Raw genomic sequence first — 18913 nt, 5'->3', positions numbered from 1 at the left:
AAGCAAAAGATAAAGCGGATAGCCCGACGGCGGCCAACAGACTGGTTTAGAAAACGAATGTTCGACCGCCGGCGCGCCCCGATCGACAACGCCTTTATGACTTTATGACTTTTGACTTTCGACTAATAACCCTACTTTTGCCGCATGAATTACCTATCTGTAGAAAACATCTCCAAATCCTACGGCGAGCGCACGCTGTTCGACAACCTTTCGTTTGGCATCAATAAGGACCAGAAAATTGCGTTTATCGCCAAGAACGGGACGGGCAAGACGACCATCATGAACATTTTGAACGGGCTCGACCAGCCCGATACCGGACAGGTTGTGGTACGCAAGGACATTAAGATGGCGTTTTTGTCGCAGGTGCCGAATTTGCAGGACGAACTGACGATCGAGGAATCGATTTTTGCATCGGACAACGAGGTTTTGAAGGTAATCGAGGCGTATGAAACGGCGCTCGAAAACCCCGAGGATGAAGAAGCTTACCAAAAGGCGTTCGACAACATGGACCGTTTTAACGCGTGGGATTTCGAGACGCAATTCAAGCAGATTTTATTCAAGTTAAAGCTCGAGGATTTGAAACTCAAGGTCAAGAATTTGTCGGGCGGACAAAAGAAACGTTTGTCGCTCGCGATCATTTTGATCAACCGTCCGGATTTGTTGGTCCTCGACGAGCCGACGAACCACCTCGATTTGGAAATGATCGAATGGCTTGAGGATTATTTCGCCAAGGCGCCGATCACATTGTTTATGGTCACGCACGACCGGTTTTTTTTGGAGCGCGTGTGCAACGAAATCATCGAACTCGAAAACGGCAAATTGTACCAATACAAAGGCAACTACTCCTATTATCTGGAGAAGAAAGACCAACGCATCGCGTCTGAAAATGCGAGTTTGGACAAGGCGCAGAACTTGTATGTGAAGGAACTCGAATGGATGCGCCGTCAACCCAAGGCGCGTACGACCAAATCCAAATCGCGTCAGGATGATTTTTACGTGATCCAGGAAAAAGCGCGCTCACGCCGCCGCGAGCAACAGGTCGAGCTCGAGATCAACATGGAGCGCATGGGCAGCAAGATCATCGAGATGCACAAATTGCACAAGAAATTTGGCGAGCGTGTGATTTTGCAGAATTTCAGTTATGATTTTCAGCGCGGCGACCGTGTGGGCGTCATCGGGAAAAACGGCACGGGAAAATCGACGTTTTTGAATATCCTGACTGGCGTGATTCCGCCCGATCAGGGCAAGGTGGTCACAGGCGACACGATCAAAATCGGGTATTACACGCAAAGCGGCATCAACCCCAAACCGGGGCAGAAAGTCATCGATGTGATCAAGGAATTCGGCGAGTACATTCCGCTGATGAAAGGCAGGACGATATCGGCCGGGCAATTGCTCGAACGGTTTTTGTTCGACCGCAAAAAACAGCACGATTATGTCGAGAAGCTGTCGGGTGGCGAGTTGAAGCGTTTGTATTTGTGTACCGTTTTGATCCAAAATCCGAACTTTTTGATCCTCGATGAGCCGACGAACGACCTGGACATCGTGACCTTGAACGTACTCGAAAACTTCTTGATGGATTATCCGGGTTGTTTGATCGTGGTGTCGCACGACCGTTATTTCATGGACAAAATCGTCGACCACTTGTTTGTGTTTCGCGGACAGGGCGAGATTGAGGATTTTCCGGGGAATTATTCGGATTTTAGGGCGTATGAAGATTCGGCCGAGCCTGCCAAAAAGGAATTGAATTCGGTGTCGACCGAGAAGAACAACTGGAAACAGCAGCAAAAATCCGACGGGTTGACGTTCAACGAGCAAAAGGAATTCCAGAAAATCGAACGTGAAATCAAGGATTTGGAATACGAGAAAAAGCAGATTGAGCAGTTGTTTGCTGAGGGAGGTGTTGCCGATGCGGATATTGAGAAGAAGGCGAATGAGTTGCAAGCGGTGATTCAAAAAATCGAGGCGAAAGAAGAACGTTGGTTTGCGTTGAGTTCAAAAATGGAAGGCTAGTTTTCAACCACAAAGGTCGCAGAGGTATCGCAAAGTGAAGAAGATAAGCTTCGTGAGTAACTTTGCGCGCTTTGCGAAAAACTTTGCGCTCTTTGCGGTAAATTGCGGCAAATGCTAGTTTTCAACCACAAAGATCGCAGAGGTATCGCAAAGTGAAGAAGATAAGCTTCGTGAGTAACTTTGCGCGCTTTGCGAAAAACTTTGCGCTCTTTGCGGTAAATCATGAAAGGCTAGTTTTCAACCACAAAGTCCGCAGAGGTATCGTAAAGTGAAGAAGATAAGCTTCGTGAGAAACTTTGCGCTCTTTGCGGTAAATTGCGGCAAATGCTAGTTTTCAACCACAAAGATCGCAGAGGTATCGCAAAGTGAAGAAGATCAGCTTCGTGAGAAACTTTGCGAGAAACTTTGTGTTCTTTGCGGTAAATCATGAAAGGCTAGTTTTCAACCACAAAGTCCGCAGAGGTATCGTAAAGTGAAGAAGATAAGCTTCGTGAGAAACTTTGCGCGCTTTGCGGTAAATTGCGGTAAATTGCGGCAAATGCTACACCCAATAAAATCATATTTCACTTTTCTACTGAAGTCGACCAACGAGCACGGCGTACACTCGCCGTTTGTGTTCGGTTTGGTCACCCAATGTTTTTACGACAAAACCAATTATCCCGAATACCAAACGCTCAAAAATTACCGCCGGTCGTTGTTGCAAAACCGCGAAACGATCGAAGTGACCGATTTTGGCGCGGGTTCGAAAATCTTCAAATCGAACAAAAGACAAATCTCAAAAATCGCGCGAACCGCCGGGATCACGGCCAAAAATGCCGAATTGCTGTTTCGCGTCGTGCGTTATTTCAAACCCCAATCGATTTTGGAAATCGGAACCTCGCTCGGATTGGCTACATCGGCTTTGTCGATTGGAAATCCTACAGCAAAAGTTATGACGCTCGAAGGTTGCCCGCAAACATCGGCAACGGCGCAATCGCAATTCCAAAGATTCGGTTTCAACAACATCGAAAATAGAGTTTCCGAATTCCAATCGGCGCTCGACTCGTTCGACATTCGACTTTCGACATTCGACTTAATCTACTTCGACGGCAACCACCAAAAAGACGCCACACTAAAATATTTCGAACTGCTTTTGCCCACCGCAACCAACGATTCCGTCTGGATTTTTGACGACATCCATTGGTCGCCCGACATGGAACAAGCCTGGGAAACGATCAAAAAAAATCCCCACGTCACGGTCACGGTCGACACGTTCCAATGGGGATTCGTCTTTTTTCGAAAAGAGCAGGAAAAACAAGACTTTGTAATCCGCGCCTAATTCATCGGGATGGCCGACAGCATGTTCTCGGCCCAAAATGAGCTACCGAAAGCGTTGAGCGTAGTAGTCGTAGGCACATTGCCGTACTTGGTCACGTTGACAAAAAGATAGTACGTCCTGTTGGCGCCCGATTGGTTCCAAATCACGCTTTGGCCGTTCAGGATCGAAAAATGGCTCGGCCCCGAAACCTCGCCCGACATCAATCCGCCTATCACCGTATCGCAACCCACGGCCGTCGTAGGGTTACACGAAAACATGGTGCGCACAAACATCGAACCGTCGTAAGGCAAGTAGGCCTGCATCAAAAACGTGCCGAAAATCATCCATTTACCCGGCGGCAACGTGATCGAAACCCCACTGTTAAAATTGGCCGTGATGTTGCCCACCGTCGCGCCGTTGCCAACGGTCACACCGCTGCCGAACGTCCCGATGACAGACGGCGTGATCGCCACATTGTCGGTCCAGGTGCCTGCGCCGTTGGCATCGGAAACCAGCACACGCCCTTGCCCCTGCGTACCGTCGGCGATGCGGATCTTGCCCGCCACATCGAGTCGTTGCTGTGGGCTGGCGGTACCGATACCCACCCAATCGGTCGGCGTCGCCGGAGACATGGCACCCGAGAACGGATTGCGCGTCCATTTGTCTTCGGGCTGGGTTGCAAGCCGCACCCAAACCGCGCCGTTCCAGTAGTAGAACCCGCGCACCAAGCCGCCCACCATCGGTTGGTTGGTGTTGTAGACCAAGGTGCTCACGGCTGGGTTCAAAATGGGGGCAGTACCATCGGAAAGACTTACGAGCGACACCCTCGGGATCAGCATACCTTTGTCGGTGGCGCTTACATCCAGTACCGACGAGGCATCGGGCGTGGCCGTATTGATCCCAACCTGGGCATTGACGACGCTCGAAAGAAGCAAGAGGAATGCGATGGTTTTCATCAGTGTGCGTCGTAAAAAATATTGGCGCCGCCCAAATAGGTGGTCGTCTGGTAGTTGTAGTAGCCGTCCCAGTCGCCATCGGAAGCAAAAGTCGCGTTGCCGTCGCCATTGGTGTCGCCGCCGCGCAAATCGTCTTTGTACGAGGTGAGTGCCGCGCTCGCATCGATCGAAATATTCCTGTTGGCCGCCCTAGAAATCCCCGAAAGCGTACCGTTGAACTTGACGATGACATTGGGCCCGATGATCACGCCGTCTGTGGCCGCACTTCCGCCGCCATTAAAAAACGCATCCACCACATAGGGCGCTTCGTCTTCCATAAAGGTCGCGGTGACGCCGGGCATGGTGGTATGCCAGGTCCAGATGCCGTTGCGCGTGTTGCTCTCGGCGGGTTGGTCGGGATTGAAAAACTGGTTGTTCGGGTTAAAATTGTAATAGATATTGAGGTAAATCGGGCGGTCGTTGCCATAGAACGCATTGTTGGTGAATTGCGATTCGGTGGCGTCTTTCATGGTCGCGCCGCCATAGAACGCAAACGCAGCCGAAGCCGTCGGATGCCCCAGCGTATAAGCGAACACGCAATGGTCGAAGCCAAAATCGGCACCGGTTCCGCTGATGCGCACCGCGTTGTAATAGCCGCCGTCGTTGGCGCCCGCGTAAAGGATGCCGCAATAGGTGAATTGGCTGCCGGGCGCGGTCAGGTAAATGCCGGTCCAGTCGCCTTTTTGCCCTTCCGAAGCACCGTCGGAATTGGTATCGCCGCAAAATACATCGTCCTTGAGCGAAGTAAAAACAATGGGCGCTTCCAAAGTACCCAAGGCCTGGATGGTGCCCCCCGGGTTGACCCTGATTTGTGCCCCGTCGACCTTGACAATGGCCCCGGGTTCGATGGTCAGTTGCGAGGTGATCGTTACATTTTGCGTGATCACATGCACTTCGCCCGATGCCCAGGTTTGCGGGGCGTTGATGGTTACCGGGCCGTCGGGGGTCACCAGATGTACGGTGCAGCCTTCGAGCACAAACATCTTCGAGTCGCCATAGACCACCTGCGTAGCGGTTTTTGCATACGCGCGTACATAAATGGGCATGCCCGCGAGCGAGGCGTCGAAAAGGAGTGCTTCTTCAAACTGGTTGGTTTCGAGCGCAATCGGATAGGCGCCATCGGGCAGACTCTCGATGGTTTGGTCGGGTTGGTTGGCCAATATTACACCGGTTTCAAGGATGGGTTCGGTGCCAAAAGATGCGATCGATCCGCCCACGATGGCATTCAGTCCCGAGACTTGCGGATCGGCGGTCTGGACCGTGAGTGTTTGCGCTGTTGGCGGCACGATGGGCGTGGTTTCATCCGAAGAACAAGCCACATTCAAAACCAGCAATGCGGCAATGGCGAAAGGAGTTAACTTTTTCATGTTGTAGATTTTTGGATTTAGATTGTAAAACTACTTCCGGAAAAAAAATTGGCCTTCCTATGAAAACACGATTTAAAACATCCTATTTTTATAGGAGTTCCAAACCGACACTTTTGACTTGATTTGTAAAACAATCACGCAACATGAAACACCTACTTTCTTTTGGCATGCTTTTCATCGGTATGGCGGTAACCGCACAGCCCGACGCGTTGTTGTCGCTCAAGAAACAATACGAGGTGTCGAAAACCGTCGAAGAAAAAGTCAAAACACTCAACGAGATAGGCGAATATTACTGCGAGGTGAGCTATGATTCGGCGTTGGTGTACTACAAAAAAGCGTACGACCTTAGTCTGAAGCACGACTACGACGAAGGAATTTACGGCTATCCCGGCAAAGCGACATCGGTGTACATCTACACGGCGCAGTACGACAAAATGCAGGCGCTTACCCGCGAGGGCTTGAAACGGGCCAAGGCGCGCAACGACAAGCATTGGATCGCGTATTTTACCACAAATCTCGGCAACGACTATTTGTACATCGCCGACTACGAAAAAGCGGTGGCGTGTTTTCAAGAAGGCCTGAGGCTGTTCCAACAAAACAACGAACCGGCCTATACCAAACGCATTTACAATTTTCTGGCGGTCTCGTTCCTGAACATGGGAAATCTCGACAAGGCCATCTACTATTCCGGCAAGGCCGCCGATTTGGCCCGAAAAGAAAACGCGCCCGCGGTGCTTGCCGAAGCCCTGTCGTTGATGGGCAGCGCCTACATCGAAAAACGCCAATACGACAAAGCAGCGCCCGTCATCGAAGAGTGTCTGGCCGTCACCCAAAAAGAAAGCGACGACAACCGGTATTACGCCGCACTTTTTGACAAATCGCGGATACTATCGCACCAAAAACGATACGACCAGGCCATTGCGACGGTGCTCAAATGCAACGCCCACAACCAAAAAACGGGCAATTTACACGGACTCGTCAACGGCATGTGTGCGCTGGCCGATTACTACCAACTCGACGGACAAAATCAAAAAGCGATTCCTACCGTCGACAAGGCGGTCGCGCTGGCCAAGGCGAACAAGATGTTGCCTTCACTCCTATATGCCTACGATGCCGCGGCCACGGTATACAACAAGAACGGGCGTTTTGACGAAGCCTATGATTTCCTGCAGTCTTACCGACAACTCCACGACAGCCTCAACTCGATCGAACTCAAAACCAAACTCGACGAATCGGACGCCAAATTCCAGAACTCCGAAAAACAGCGCCACATCGAAAACCTTGAATCAGAAAAAGACCGCACACGGCTGTACATGATTGCGCTGACCCTGGTTTTGCTGCTGTTGTGCGCGGCGGGATTCCTGCTCTACCGCTTCATGGCCGCCCAACGCAAAAACGCCGAACAGAAAGTGTTGCAGTTGCAGCAGGAACGGCAAATCGTGGCCACGCAAAACATGCTCGAAGGCGAAAAAATCGAACGGACCCGTTTGGCGCGCGACCTCCACGACGGGCTGGGCGGCATGCTCTCGGGTGTTAAATTCCAGCTCAACAGCATGAAGGGCAATGTGGTCCTGACCGACGAAAACGCGCAGGCATTCACCAAAAGCCTCACCCAACTCGACGACGCCATCGCCGAAATGCGGCGCGTGGCGCACAACATGATGCCCGAATCGCTTTTGAAATTTGGGCTCGACGAGGCCGTGGGCGATTTGTGCGCGTCGGTATCCGAGAGCAGCACGACACAAGTATTCTACGAGCAGTTCGGGCTCGACCAAAGACTCGGCCAAACCGTCGAGATCACGCTGTTCCGCATCGTACAGGAATTGCTCAACAACATCACCAAACACTCTGGAGCCACCGAAGCGCATGTGCAAATCAGTCGCAATGGCGCGCGGGTTTCGCTCACCGTCGAAGACAACGGAAAGGGATTTGACGTGTCGAACGCACAAAATGGAATCGGGCTGGCCAACATCCGCAGCCGCGCCGATTACCTTGACGGAAAACTCGACATCCGGTCTGACCAAAAAGGCACCTCGGTACATCTTGAATTCGAAAACCCATGAAAACAAAATTGCGCATCTTTATCGTAGACGACCATCCGCTGGTTTCAGAAGGATTCAAGACGCTGCTGCGTCAACATCCCGACGCCGAGGTCGTGGGAAGCGCCGAAAATGCATTCGATGCGATCGGCTTTTTGAAAAACAACCCCGTAGACATTGCGTTTCTCGACATCAACCTGCCCGACATCAACGGCATAGAACTTTGCGCGAAGATCACGGCCGAATTTCCGGATGTAAAATGTTTGGCGCTTACCACCTTCAACGACCGGAGCTACATTTCGCGCATGATCCAAAGCGGCGCGCGCGGTTATTTGCTGAAGAATGCCTCGCGCGAAGATTTGTTCAAGGCGATCGACGAGGTGGCAGGCGACAACCTGTTCTTTAACGTCGACTACAGCAAGCCAACCGAATCGCGTTTTACCGAAAAACCCGTGCTCACGCGGCGCGAGCAAGAAGTATTGCGCGAAATCGCCGAAGGGTATACCAACCAGGAAATTGCCGAGCGGCTCTACATCGGCGTGACCACGGTGAGCACGCACCGCCAAAACCTGATGCTCAAACTCGAGAGCAAGAATACTGCGGCGCTGATCAAGGCCGCGGCCAAACTCGACCTGATTTAAGTTTTTTATTTGAGCTTGGTGAGGCCGATGTTGAATATCTTGGCTTCGAGCGCCGTGCCCGAATTGTTGAGCACGTACTTGAGTTCGAGGTTGTCGCCCGCCGAAGCCGCAACGCTGAGCGAACCGCTGGTGCCCCATTCGTCGGTGGCGTCGAGCGTGGCCGTACCACGGGACAAATATCCTACAAGACTGCCGTTCTGGTACAATCCGATGATGAATTTCTTGGTGCCCGACGGCATGTTGGCTACAGAAAAACTCGCCGTAACCATGTATACGCCGGCCTCGGTGACCTTGATTTTTCCCGCAGATGTCACCGTAAACAAACTGCTGTCGATAGACAGTGCATCGGCGGCGACCAGTGGAAAATTGTAGTACGTGTTGTTGCCCGTAGACACCAACGTGTTGCCCGACGCAAACACTTTGTTGAGCACCACCGACGGGTTCGAGGTTTCAAAAAAGCTCTTCCATCCGCTCGATGTACGCACAAACATGGCGTTGAACGTGGTGTTGTAAACCATCGATCCGGCGAGCGGCGACGCGATGGCAAGCATTTGTGCATCGGTCATACGCGGCGGGACGAATGCCTGGGTCGTGCTCTCGAGTTGCAGGATCGCGCTTGCGCTTGGGCTCGATGTGCCGATCCCTACTTGCGAGAATCCAGTTGCGTAAACCAAGACCAGAAGGTAGCATAGTTTTTTATACATGGGTGGTGATTTTGTTTCGTTTTTGCGAACCTTTGGTGTCATGTCAGTGGAGTTTGGTGATGCAAATGGTTTGGAAAGCGGTCGTAAGTGTGGCGTTGTGGGCAATAAAATAGCGGAACGAAAATTCGTCGCCAGCCTCTGCCGTATACATCAGCGTACCCGTGGTACCCCAATAGTCGCTGGACGGATTCTGTAACCGCGAACGCGACAGATAACCGATCAGCGCGCCATTTTTGTAGGCCGCAAGGAAATAATTGCGGTTTCCGGCGGGCATATTGGTCGTGGCCAGCGAAACCGACAGCAGGTAAACACCCGCACGGGCCACTTTGACCGTTCCCCAGGTAGGGACCGAAAAATAGGCCGAACTGTTCGAGACCACTTGGCCCGCACTAAGGGCCATCGGATAACTGAGCGTTGGCGATGTTGAGAAGGTGCCGTTGCTTCGCGACAAAATGATGCTCGGATTCGAATTGATATCAAAGCCCGACCAACCATCGGGGCCTTTGAAATACGGCAAGTTCTCGTTGGTATTGAAAACCATGGCGCCGCTGATGGGATCGGCAATCGCGGTCATTTCGACGTCCTTCATACGCGGCATGACAAACGCGGCACTGGTGCTCTCGAGTTGGAGCAGCGATCCCGGCGCCAGGCTTGCGGTACCGATACCAACCTGGGCTTGAAGCGATTGCACGAAAAACAGCGCAAAAAGCAGTTTTACAATTGAATGTGGTTTCATGTTCTGGCGAATGTAGAGCAAATGTAGTACAAAAATTACAATTACCAAACATTCTATGTATTTTGTCGGTAAAATTTGCATTTAATCGATATTTTAAAGTTTGTCCAATCGACCAGAAACAAAAAATGACCGTCGCAGAGTACGGTCATTTTTCGAACTAATAAATTGAACCTTTATTTTTTGGCATCGGCATTCTCTTGTGTTTTCTCTCCGACGCGGTTCACTTTGAGCATGGGCGCAAATTTTACTTTCAAACCGGCAATCTTCATGTTGTCTTCGGAAGAAAGTCCTTCTTTCTCGACCACATTCTTGCGGGTATCGAGCGCCTCATAAAGCACCTTGATCTCGTCCCAGTCTTCGCGGGTGTATTTGTCTTTGTTGTTTTCTACCGTGTGGATGAAATTCTGGTAGGTCGCATGGATGTTGTCTTTGTTCACCCAATCGAATTTCATATCGGCCCCTACCTTGCCCTCTCCGAACAAAGCATTGCGCAAAGCGGCTTTCGGATCGGAGTCGGCGGCAACGGCGGCTTCAACCTCAGATTTCCATTCGGTATACTTGGCTTCGGCAGCCATCACTTTTTCTTCGGCGGCCGTCTTATCCTTCAACGCGGCGAGCGCGGCTTTGGCCTCGACCAGCTGTTGTTCGGAACGTTCGTTGATTGCATCCCAGTTGGCTTTGGCATCGGCTACGGCAACATTGCTCACCGAATCGACATAGGCGGCGTAAGTGTCTACGGTGCGTTTGGCGTTTTCCTCGGCTTCATTCTTACATGAAGTCATACCCATGATACACGCTGCTGCACCCAGTAATAAAAATTTGCTTTTCATAACAGTAATTTTTAATTAAAATTGATATTGTTAAAATTACCCATCTGGTTTTCGAAGACTTTTTACAATTGACCAATAATGTTACATCATCTAAAGGCGACCAAAAATCGACGGCGTTTCCCTTACAATAAATATGTATCTTTAGCTCAAATTTTCAATATGGCCGCGCCACTGATCAAAATCACGAACATCAAACGCAATTTCATCCTCGGCAACGAAACGGTTTATGTGCTCAAAGGCATCGATCTTGAAATCGAAAAAGGCGAATACGTCGCGCTCATGGGACCGTCGGGTTCGGGCAAATCGACGTTGATGAACCTACTTGGCTGTCTGGATACGCCCACCTCGGGCAGCTATATCTTGAACGGCAAGGATGTGAGCAAAATGCACGACGACGAACTGGCCGACATCCGCAACAAAGAAATCGGATTCGTGTTCCAGACCTTCAACTTGCTCCCGCGTACGACCGCGCTGGCCAATGTGGCGCTTCCGATGATTTACGCAGGCTATTCGAAACCCGAACGCAACGCGCGCGCCACCGAAGTGCTCACGCAGGTGAACCTTGCCGACCGTATGGACCACCAGCCCAACCAGCTTTCGGGCGGACAACGGCAACGCGTGGCCATTGCGCGTGCGCTGGTCAACAAACCTTCAATCATTTTGGCCGACGAGCCTACGGGAAACCTCGACAGCAAGACGTCGGTCGAGATCATGAACCTGTTTGGCGAGATCCACAAAAACGGCAACACCGTGATTTTGGTCACGCACGAAGAAGACATCGCGCAGTATGCCCACCGCGTGATCCGTTTGCGCGACGGGCTGATCGAAAGCGATAGTAAAAAAAGTTAATTTGTTTAATCGTCAAATCGTATCACCAATCCTCCCGATCACCCCTCGATTAAACGATTACACAGTTAAACGATTAAACAAACAACCAATGAAAGTATATACAAAAACCGGCGACAAAGGCACGACCGCCCTATTCGGAGGGACGCGCGTCCCCAAAGACCACATCCGCATCGAGAGCTACGGCACCGTCGACGAACTCAATTCGTGGATCGGGCTCATCCGCGACCAGGACATTCATCCCGAATACAAGAAAATCCTCATCGAAATCCAAGACCGTTTGTTTACCGCTGGCGCCATCTTGGCCACGCCGCCTGACAAGGAGACACTTAAGAACGGACAACCGCGGCTCAATATTCCGTTGATTTCTGAGTCGGACATCGAATTACTTGAAAACCAAATCGATACCATGGAGCGCGAATTGCCGCAAATGACGCATTTCGTACTTCCGGGTGGCCATTCTACCGTGTCATATTGTCATATTGCGCGTTGCGTATGCCGTCGTGCCGAGCGTTTATCGGTGCATTTGGCGCATGAAGAACCCATCGATGCGCTCGTGATCAAGTACCTGAACCGACTTTCTGACTACCTTTTTGTACTGGCACGGAAGTTGTCTGCCGACGTTCAAGCAGAGGAAGTGAAATGGATTCCGAGGAAGTAGTTTTTGAAATTCCAAATTCCAAAATCCAAATTCCATCCCGAAATCTCGGGACCAAATTCCAACCTTTCAGCTGAAAACCCCAGTAAACAAAGGGGCTTAGGGACGTTCTTGACTTTTTTTAAAATAAATTCAAATTTACTTGACTTTTTAAGTTTAAAATTTATTTTTGCATAAACTAAAATCGACTGAGAGATGTATTGGACATTAGAATTGGCGTCGTATTTGAGCGATGCGCCGTGGCCAGCAACCAAAGATGAATTGATCGACTATGCCATCCGTGCGGGAGCACCGCTTGAAGTGGTCGAAAACCTGCAATCTATAGAAGATGAAGGCGAGATCTACGAATCGATGGAAGAGATTTGGCCAGACTATCCGACCGACGAAGATTACCTTTGGAATGAGGATGAATACTAAAAAATAAAAACTATCACAAAAGTCTCCTCGGAGGCTTTTTTTTTGCCTAAATTTGCACGCCCGCGACAACGGGTTTTACCAAGATAATTCACACCATTATGAGCTTTATTAATAGCATTTTAAAAGTTTTCGTCGGCGACAAATCACAAAAAGACGTCAAGGCGTTACAAGGAAATGTCAACAAGATAAAAGGGTTCGAAAGCGCGCTGGCGGCATTGTCGCATGACGAGTTGCGCGCCAAGACCGCTTATTTCAAAGACCGCATCAAACAGGCGCGCGCCGAGAAAGACAGCAAAATAGCGGCGCTCAAGACCGAAGTCGAAGCCATCGCCGACATCGACCAGCGCGAAGACATCTATCTGCAAATCGACGCGCTCGAAAAAGAAGCGTATGAGATTTCAGAAAAAACACTCAACGAAATCCTGCCCGAAGCTTTTGCCGTGGTCAAGGAAACCGCCCGTCGTTTCAAGGAAAATACGCAAATCACCGTAACGGCTTCCCCGCGCGACCGCGAACTGTCGGCCACCAAATCCTACATCACACTCGATGGCGACAACGCCGTTTGGGCCAATTCATGGAATGCTGCGGGTAAGGACATCACCTGGGACATGATCCACTACGATGTACAGCTTATCGGCGGGATGGTGTTGCACGACGGAAAGATTTCTGAAATGCAAACCGGTGAAGGTAAAACACTCGTGGCGACGCTGCCTTTGTATTTGAACGCGCTGACCGGAAACGGCGTTCACCTGGTGACCGTCAACGACTACCTGGCCAAGCGTGACAGCTCATGGAAAGCGCCTTTGTTCGAGTTCCACGGGCTTACCGTAGATTGTATCGACAACCACCAGCCGAATTCCGAAGGCCGTCGCAAGGCTTATGAAGCCGACATCACTTACGGAACCAACAACGAATTCGGATTCGATTACCTGCGCGACAACATGGCGCACGCCCCGTCGGACCTGGTACAAAGAAAACACAACTACGCCATTGTCGACGAGGTCGATTCGGTACTCATCGACGACGCGAGAACGCCGCTCATCATTTCGGGACCGGTTCCGCAAGGCGACCGGCACGAATTCAACGAACTCAAGCCAAAGATCGACCACCTCGTGAATTTGCAACGCCAGTTGGCCAACGGATTCCTGTCTGAAGCCAAACGCTTGTTCAAGGAAGGCAACACTAAAGATGCGGGCTTTAACCTGCTTCGCGCCTACCGTTCGCTGCCAAAGAACAAGGCGCTTATCAAATTCTTGTCGGAAGAAGGCGTCAAGCAATTGTTGCAAAAGACCGAAAACCAATACATGCAGGACAACAACCGCGACATGCACTTGATTGACGAGGCGTTGTACTTTGTGATCGAAGAAAAAAACAACCAGGTCGAACTCACCGACAACGGCATCAAATATTTGTCGACCGATACCGACGAGCACTTTTTTGTGTTGCCCGACATTGGTACCGAAATCGCGCGCATCGAAAAAATGAACCTCGAGAAAGACGCCGAAGCCGAGGAAAAAGAAAAACTCTTCCAGGATTTTGGTGTCAAAAGCGAGCGCATCCACACACTCACACAACTTTTGAAAGCCTATACGTTGTTCGAAAAAGATGTCGAATATGTCATCATGGACAACAAAATCCTGATTGTAGACGAGCAAACCGGCCGTATCATGGACGGACGCCGCTACTCCGACGGATTGCACCAGGCCATCGAAGCCAAGGAAAACGTCAAGATCGAAGCCGTCACGCAAACTTTCGCGACCATCACGCTCCAGAACTATTTCAGGATGTACAGCAAACTCGCCGGTATGACAGGTACAGCCGTGACCGAAGCGGGCGAATTGTGGCAGATCTACAAACTCGACGTCGTCGAAATCCCGACCAACAAGCCATTGGCGCGTAAGGATCAGGAGGATTTGATCTACAAAACGATGCGCGAAAAATTCAACGCCGTCATCGAAGACGTGACGCAACTCTCGCAGGCCGGCCGTCCGGTATTGATTGGTACGACATCGGTCGAGATCTCGGAATTGCTGAGCCGTATGCTCAAGATGCGCAACATCAACCACAACGTTCTGAACGCCAAATTGCACAAGCAGGAAGCGCAAATCGTCGAAGAGGCCGGTAAGCCAGGCGTCGTGACGATTGCGACCAACATGGCGGGTCGTGGTACCGACATCAAGCTCACGCCAGAGGTCAAGGCTGCTGGCGGATTGGCCATCATTGGTACCGAACGCCACGATTCGCGTCGTGTAGACCGCCAGTTGCGCGGTCGTGCGGGCCGTCAGGGCGATCCGGGAAGTTCGCAATTCTATGTGTCTTTGGAGGACAACCTGATGCGTTTGTTCGGATCGGAAAGGGTCGCCAAAATCATGGACCGCATGGGCCTCAAGGAAGGCGAAGTCATCCAACATTCGATGATGACCAAGTCGATCGAACGCGCGCAGAAAAAAGTCGAGGAAAACAACTTTGGGGTACGTAAACGCTTGCTCGAATACGACGACGTAATGAACGCCCAACGCGAAGTGGTGTACAAAAGAAGACGTCACGCGTTGCACGGCGAGCGCTTGCAACTGGACATCGCCAACATGATGTACGACACCTGCGAGCTCATCGTGGGCAACAACAAGGCCACCAACGATTACAAGAATTTCGAGTTTGAGCTGATCCGTTATTTTTCGATGACCGCGCCGGTTTCACAGGCCGAATTCGAAAAGGCCAATGAAATGGAACTCACCGGAAAGGTCTACAAAACGGCCCTGGCCTATTACACCGAGAAAAACGAGCGCAGCGCACGCGAGGCGTTCCCAATCATCAAGAACGTGTTCGAGACGCAAGGCAACCAATTCGAGCGCATCGTGGTACCGTTTACCGACGGCGTCAAGACGCTCAACGTGGTCACCGATCTTAAGAAAGCCTACGATACCGAAGGCCGCACCTTGATTGGCGATTTCGAAAAGAACATCACGCTGGCCATCGTAGACGAAGCTTGGAAGAAACACCTGCGCAAAATGGACGAGCTCAAGCAATCGGTGCAGTTGGCCGTCCACGAACAAAAGGATCCGTTGTTGATCTACAAATTCGAGGCGTTCAACCTGTTCCGCAACATGCTCAACGGCGTCAACAAAGAGGTGATTTCGTTCCTGTTCAAAGGCGATTTGCCGCAGCAAAACCAGCCGATCCAGGAAGCGCGCGAGGAGCAACGTCCGAAGGAAAACTACCAGACATCGAAAGACGAAATCCCGAACACCGACCAGGCGGCAGCCGAAGCACGCGAAGCCGGGCAAACCCAGCAACGTCAGGTGACCGAGACCATCGTACGCGAAATGCCGAAAATCAACCGCAACGACAACGTCACGATCAAACACGTCATGAGCGGCAAGACCGAAACGATGAAATACAAAAAAGCCGAAAGCATGCTGGCATCTGGCCAATGGGTCATCGTGCACGAGTAATCTGTTTCGCTTAAAATAACAATCCCCAATGGTTAGAACTGTTGGGGATTTTTTATATTTGGACAAAGCTATTTCGATGAAAAAATTTATTCTTGCAGCGGTGGCCTTTTGTGTGACGCTGACGATACATGCCCAAGTTTTTGAAGGCCAAATCACCTACGCCAACGCCTACAAATCGAAGAATCCGCAGGTCAGTGACCAACAATGGGCCAAAATGATGGGCGACACCCAGCAATACCAAATCAAAGGTGGCGATTACCGTTCGGATACCAACGGCACGCTGATGCAATGGATTTTATTTGTCAACAAAGACGGCAAATTGTACAGCAAAATGGCGACTTCAGAAACGGTGTATTACAACGATGTGACCATCCAAGGCGACGAAGTCTATAAGTCTGAACTCAAAAAAGGTACGACCAAAATTCTCGGATACCTTTGCGATGAACTCGTCCTTACCTGTAAAAACGGCGTCCAGAAATACTATTTCAATGCGCAACTGGGCGTCGATCCAAAACTGTTCGTGAACCACAAGTTCGGCAATTGGTATGACTTGGTTTCCAGGGCCCGGGCGCTCCCGCTCAAGTCTATCATCGAAACCACGATGTTCACGCTCGAAAGTACGTCCACACAAGTAAAACCGGCAAAACTCGACCCAAATCTGTTTGTATTGCCCAAAGGCGTCAAAACCGAAAAAAGCCCTTACTGAGATGAAAAACATGTGGCTTTCGTTGCTTTTCTTTTGCTACACGGCGTCGATTGCACAAACCCTCGATGCTTTAAGACCTATGGCCCAAAAGATTTGCGATGCGAACTACAACATGGATTTCGAACCGCTGGCCGACTTGACCTACCCCCCCCTGGTGACCGAATTGGGCGGACGCGAAAAGTTCCTCGAAAAGGTCGATCTGGACTATCAAAACGATGAATTCCGCAAACGCATCCAGCTTGAAACGCCCGCGCTCAAATTCGCTGAAATCAAAAAAATCGACGGCGCGAGCTATTGCGTGATCACCTATTACAATCCCATCCGCTATTTTATCGAAAAAAAACTCGATGCGATGACGGGCCCGCAAAAAGCCGCCGAACTCAAAATAATCGAACAGGCGACGTTCGCGGTTTACGAGCCCGCGCGCAATACGATCAACGTCAAGCGCCATTCGACTTTGGTAGCCATCGCCGATGCCACGACGCAAAACCAGTGGCGTTTCATCAACTTCGACGACACCGCCCAACGCGAGTGGTCCGCACAACATCTTAACGAAAACATAAAAAAACAGCTCGGGCTGTGAGCAATCGGAAATAGTCCTATATTTACGTTACTAATCGAATAGCAACCTTAAAAACCCATTGTCATGTCAAAAGGATTGGACAAAAAGAAAGAGGTCAAGAAAGAATCGACCAAAACCTTGAAGGAAAAGAGGCTTGAAAAGAAAGAAAAGAAAGCCAATAAAAGAGATTGATCACGGCACCGTAAATCGGTGCTTTTTTTATACCCGATCGGGAAGCACCTTGCCGGGGTTCAAAATGCCCTTGGGATCGAACACCTGTTTGATGCCTTTCATGAGCTGCAGCGTAATGGGGTCGAACGCGATGTCCATGTAATTCTTCTGGACATAGCCGATGCCGTGCTCGCCCGACAGCGTTCCCTTGAGCGATACCGTGAGTTCAAAAATCTCGCGGATGCCTTTGGGGACTTCGGTCGTCCAAGCGTCGTCGGTCATGTCGCCCTTGACGATGTTCACGTGCAGGTTGCCGTCGCCCGCGTGGCCGTAACACACCGATTTGAATCCGTATTTTTGGCCGATTGATTTGATGCCGGTCAGCAACCTAGGCAGTTCATACCGCGGCACGACCGTATCTTCTTCCTTGTAGATCGAATTCGATTTGACGGCCTCGGCCACCGCACGACGCAGTCTCCAGAGCGCGTTCTTTTGGTCGTCGGTATCGGCAAAAAGGATGTCGTCGATGTCGAATTGCTCGACCACTTGTGTGATTTTCTCGGCTTCTGCAAACAACACATCGGGATAATTGCCGTCTACTTCGATGAGCAGATGCGCCTGCACCGCGTCCTTGATCGCGACGCTGACTTCCACAAACCGAAGCGTCCAGTCGATGGCATCGCGTTCCATGAACTCGAGCGCGCTGGGCACCACGCCTGCCTTGAAAATTTGGGCCACGGCCTCGCACGCCTGCGCCGCATCGAAAAACGGAACGAGCATCAAGATGTTGTATTGGTTGGCAGGCAACAATTTCATGACGATTTTGGTGACGATGCCCAACGTCCCTTCGCTGCCCACCATGAGTTGCGTAAGGTTGTACCCCGTTGAATTCTTGAGCGTGTTGGCACCCGTCCAAATGATTTGGCCGTTGGGCAACACGACTTCGAGGTTGAGCACATAATCCTTGGTCACGCCGTATTTGACCGCACGCGCGCCACCTGCATTCTCGGCCACGTTGCCTCCGATGAAACAACTGCCCTGGCTGCTCGGATCGGGCGGATAGAACAACCCTTTTTCGGCGACGGCCTCGCGCAGCACCTGCGTGATGACGGCCGGTTCGACCATGACCTGCAAATTCTGCTCGTCGATGTGGATGATTTTATTGAACCGTTCCATCGACAACCCGATACCTTCAAAAATACACAACGCCCCGCCGCTGAGCCCCGTGCGTCCGCCGATGGGCGTTACCGGAATTTCATGCTGGTTGGCGACACGCATGATCGAAGCAATTTCCTCGGGTGTGCCCGGCTTGAGCAACACGGCGGGCGGAAAAACGTAGTCCTCGGTTTCGTCGTGTCCGTACTCGCGGCGCGTGGCCTGGTCCAAAAAAAGAAACGATGGGCCCACGATTGCTTCGAGTTGGCCCATCACTTCTGGAGATATCTGCGTGTTCATGTGAAAATCGGTTGGATTTTCAAA

At 51.0% G+C, this 18913-nt stretch carries 16 protein-coding genes; 10 read left to right on the top strand and 6 right to left on the bottom strand.

Features of this window, described 5'->3' with window-relative positions; genetic code table 11:
- Nucleotides 1–144 precede the first annotated feature (144 nt).
- Nucleotides 145–2013 (top strand): ABC-F family ATP-binding cassette domain-containing protein, encoded by a 1869-nt coding sequence (locus tag BLP55_RS00280; protein WP_091139909.1) that lies wholly within the window; start codon nucleotides 145–147, stop codon nucleotides 2011–2013.
- Nucleotides 2014–2551: 538 nt separating this feature from the next.
- A complete protein-coding gene (locus BLP55_RS00275) occupies nucleotides 2552–3331 on the top strand; it encodes an O-methyltransferase (RefSeq protein WP_091139906.1) in 780 nt (259 codons plus the stop codon).
- Here the strand turns inward: BLP55_RS00275 and BLP55_RS00270 are convergent.
- Together BLP55_RS00270 and BLP55_RS00265 are read right to left on the bottom strand one after the other, a co-directional pair.
- Nucleotides 3328–4266, bottom strand: a complete 939-nt coding sequence (locus tag BLP55_RS00270) for a hypothetical protein (RefSeq protein ID WP_091139902.1) — start codon at nucleotides 4264–4266, stop codon at nucleotides 3328–3330. The genes BLP55_RS00275 and BLP55_RS00270 overlap by 4 nt on opposite strands.
- A complete protein-coding gene (locus BLP55_RS00265) occupies nucleotides 4266–5672 on the bottom strand; it encodes a hypothetical protein (RefSeq protein WP_091139899.1) in 1407 nt (468 codons plus the stop codon). Before BLP55_RS00265 ends, BLP55_RS00270 begins: the two co-directional genes overlap by 1 nt.
- A gap of 143 nt (nucleotides 5673–5815) precedes the next feature.
- Here BLP55_RS00265 and BLP55_RS00260 point away from each other — a divergent pair, with 143 nt between their 5' ends.
- Nucleotides 5816–7735, top strand: a complete 1920-nt coding sequence (locus BLP55_RS00260) for a tetratricopeptide repeat-containing sensor histidine kinase (RefSeq protein ID WP_091139895.1) — start codon at nucleotides 5816–5818, stop codon at nucleotides 7733–7735.
- On the top strand, nucleotides 7732–8352 hold the full coding sequence (locus BLP55_RS00255; RefSeq protein ID WP_091139892.1) for a response regulator transcription factor: 621 nt from the start codon (nucleotides 7732–7734) through the stop codon (nucleotides 8350–8352). Before BLP55_RS00260 ends, BLP55_RS00255 begins: the two co-directional genes overlap by 4 nt.
- A gap of 5 nt (nucleotides 8353–8357) precedes the next feature.
- Here the strand turns inward: BLP55_RS00255 and BLP55_RS00250 are convergent, their stop codons facing one another.
- The 3 genes from BLP55_RS00250 to BLP55_RS00240 all read right to left on the bottom strand — a co-directional run bounded on the left by BLP55_RS00250 (nucleotide 8358) and on the right by BLP55_RS00240 (nucleotide 10622).
- Nucleotides 8358–9056, bottom strand: a complete 699-nt coding sequence (locus BLP55_RS00250) for a hypothetical protein (RefSeq protein WP_139149550.1) — start codon at nucleotides 9054–9056, stop codon at nucleotides 8358–8360.
- A gap of 43 nt (nucleotides 9057–9099) precedes the next feature.
- The gene (locus BLP55_RS00245) at nucleotides 9100–9792 is read right to left on the bottom strand and encodes a hypothetical protein (protein WP_091139885.1); all 693 of its coding nucleotides are present in this window, start codon (nucleotides 9790–9792) and stop codon (nucleotides 9100–9102) included.
- Between the two features lie 173 nt (nucleotides 9793–9965).
- Entirely contained in the window at nucleotides 9966–10622 is a 657-nt protein-coding gene (locus BLP55_RS00240) for a DUF6565 domain-containing protein (protein WP_091139882.1), read from the bottom strand.
- Between the two features lie 159 nt (nucleotides 10623–10781).
- Between BLP55_RS00240 and BLP55_RS00235 the strand changes: the two genes are divergently transcribed.
- The 6 genes from BLP55_RS00235 to BLP55_RS00210 all read left to right on the top strand — a co-directional run bounded on the left by BLP55_RS00235 (nucleotide 10782) and on the right by BLP55_RS00210 (nucleotide 17284).
- Entirely contained in the window at nucleotides 10782–11471 is a 690-nt protein-coding gene (locus BLP55_RS00235) for an ABC transporter ATP-binding protein (RefSeq protein WP_091139879.1), read from the top strand.
- An 88-nt stretch (nucleotides 11472–11559) separates the two neighbouring features.
- Complete coding sequence (locus BLP55_RS00230) at nucleotides 11560–12129, top strand: cob(I)yrinic acid a,c-diamide adenosyltransferase (protein WP_091139876.1); 570 nt, start codon at nucleotides 11560–11562, stop codon at nucleotides 12127–12129.
- A gap of 192 nt (nucleotides 12130–12321) precedes the next feature.
- Nucleotides 12322–12543, top strand: coding sequence for a DUF2795 domain-containing protein (locus BLP55_RS00225; RefSeq protein ID WP_022828503.1), 222 nt, complete (start codon nucleotides 12322–12324; stop codon nucleotides 12541–12543).
- Nucleotides 12544–12641: 98 nt separating this feature from the next.
- Nucleotides 12642–15995 (top strand): preprotein translocase subunit SecA, encoded by a 3354-nt coding sequence (gene secA / locus BLP55_RS00220; protein WP_091139872.1) that lies wholly within the window; start codon nucleotides 12642–12644, stop codon nucleotides 15993–15995.
- A gap of 76 nt (nucleotides 15996–16071) precedes the next feature.
- Nucleotides 16072–16701: a hypothetical protein gene (locus tag BLP55_RS00215; RefSeq protein WP_211516795.1), complete on the top strand. Its 630-nt coding sequence runs from the start codon at nucleotides 16072–16074 to the stop codon at nucleotides 16699–16701.
- 1 nt (nucleotide 16702) lies between these two features.
- Nucleotides 16703–17284 (top strand): hypothetical protein, encoded by a 582-nt coding sequence (locus BLP55_RS00210; RefSeq protein WP_091139868.1) that lies wholly within the window; start codon nucleotides 16703–16705, stop codon nucleotides 17282–17284.
- Between the two features lie 198 nt (nucleotides 17285–17482).
- Here the strand turns inward: BLP55_RS00210 and BLP55_RS00200 are convergent, their stop codons facing one another.
- Nucleotides 17483–18889 carry an FAD-binding oxidoreductase gene (locus tag BLP55_RS00200; RefSeq protein WP_091139861.1) on the bottom strand — a complete coding sequence of 469 codons (1407 nt, stop codon included), beginning with the start codon at nucleotides 18887–18889 and terminating at the stop codon, nucleotides 17483–17485.
- Between the last annotated feature and the right edge of the window lie 24 nt (nucleotides 18890–18913).

Origin of the sequence: Flavobacterium caeni (assembly GCF_900101895.1) — a bacterium.
Taxonomy (GTDB): Bacteria; Bacteroidota; Bacteroidia; order Flavobacteriales; family Flavobacteriaceae; genus Flavobacterium; species Flavobacterium caeni.
Note: the sequence above shows the minus strand (reverse complement) of the source record. Positions and strands in the feature narration are given on the sequence as shown.

Coding starts and splice junctions, on each gene's coding strand:
- BLP55_RS00260 (WP_091139895.1), top strand. CDS start 5,816: ATGAAACACCTACTTTCTTTTGGCATGCTTTTCATCGGTATGGCGGTA.
- BLP55_RS00215 (WP_211516795.1), top strand. CDS start 16,072: ATGAAAAAATTTATTCTTGCAGCGGTGGCCTTTTGTGTGACGCTGACG.
- BLP55_RS00250 (WP_139149550.1), bottom strand. CDS start 9,056: ATGTATAAAAAACTATGCTACCTTCTGGTCTTGGTTTACGCAACTGGA.
- BLP55_RS00225 (WP_022828503.1), top strand. CDS start 12,322: ATGTATTGGACATTAGAATTGGCGTCGTATTTGAGCGATGCGCCGTGG.
- BLP55_RS00270 (WP_091139902.1), bottom strand. CDS start 4,266: ATGAAAACCATCGCATTCCTCTTGCTTCTTTCGAGCGTCGTCAATGCC.
- BLP55_RS00280 (WP_091139909.1), top strand. CDS start 145: ATGAATTACCTATCTGTAGAAAACATCTCCAAATCCTACGGCGAGCGC.
- secA (WP_091139872.1), top strand. CDS start 12,642: ATGAGCTTTATTAATAGCATTTTAAAAGTTTTCGTCGGCGACAAATCA.
- BLP55_RS00240 (WP_091139882.1), bottom strand. CDS start 10,622: ATGAAAAGCAAATTTTTATTACTGGGTGCAGCAGCGTGTATCATGGGT.
- BLP55_RS00275 (WP_091139906.1), top strand. CDS start 2,552: ATGCTACACCCAATAAAATCATATTTCACTTTTCTACTGAAGTCGACC.
- BLP55_RS00235 (WP_091139879.1), top strand. CDS start 10,782: ATGGCCGCGCCACTGATCAAAATCACGAACATCAAACGCAATTTCATC.
- BLP55_RS00265 (WP_091139899.1), bottom strand. CDS start 5,672: ATGAAAAAGTTAACTCCTTTCGCCATTGCCGCATTGCTGGTTTTGAAT.
- BLP55_RS00245 (WP_091139885.1), bottom strand. CDS start 9,792: ATGAAACCACATTCAATTGTAAAACTGCTTTTTGCGCTGTTTTTCGTG.
- BLP55_RS00230 (WP_091139876.1), top strand. CDS start 11,560: ATGAAAGTATATACAAAAACCGGCGACAAAGGCACGACCGCCCTATTC.
- BLP55_RS00210 (WP_091139868.1), top strand. CDS start 16,703: ATGAAAAACATGTGGCTTTCGTTGCTTTTCTTTTGCTACACGGCGTCG.
- BLP55_RS00200 (WP_091139861.1), bottom strand. CDS start 18,889: ATGAACACGCAGATATCTCCAGAAGTGATGGGCCAACTCGAAGCAATC.
- BLP55_RS00255 (WP_091139892.1), top strand. CDS start 7,732: ATGAAAACAAAATTGCGCATCTTTATCGTAGACGACCATCCGCTGGTT.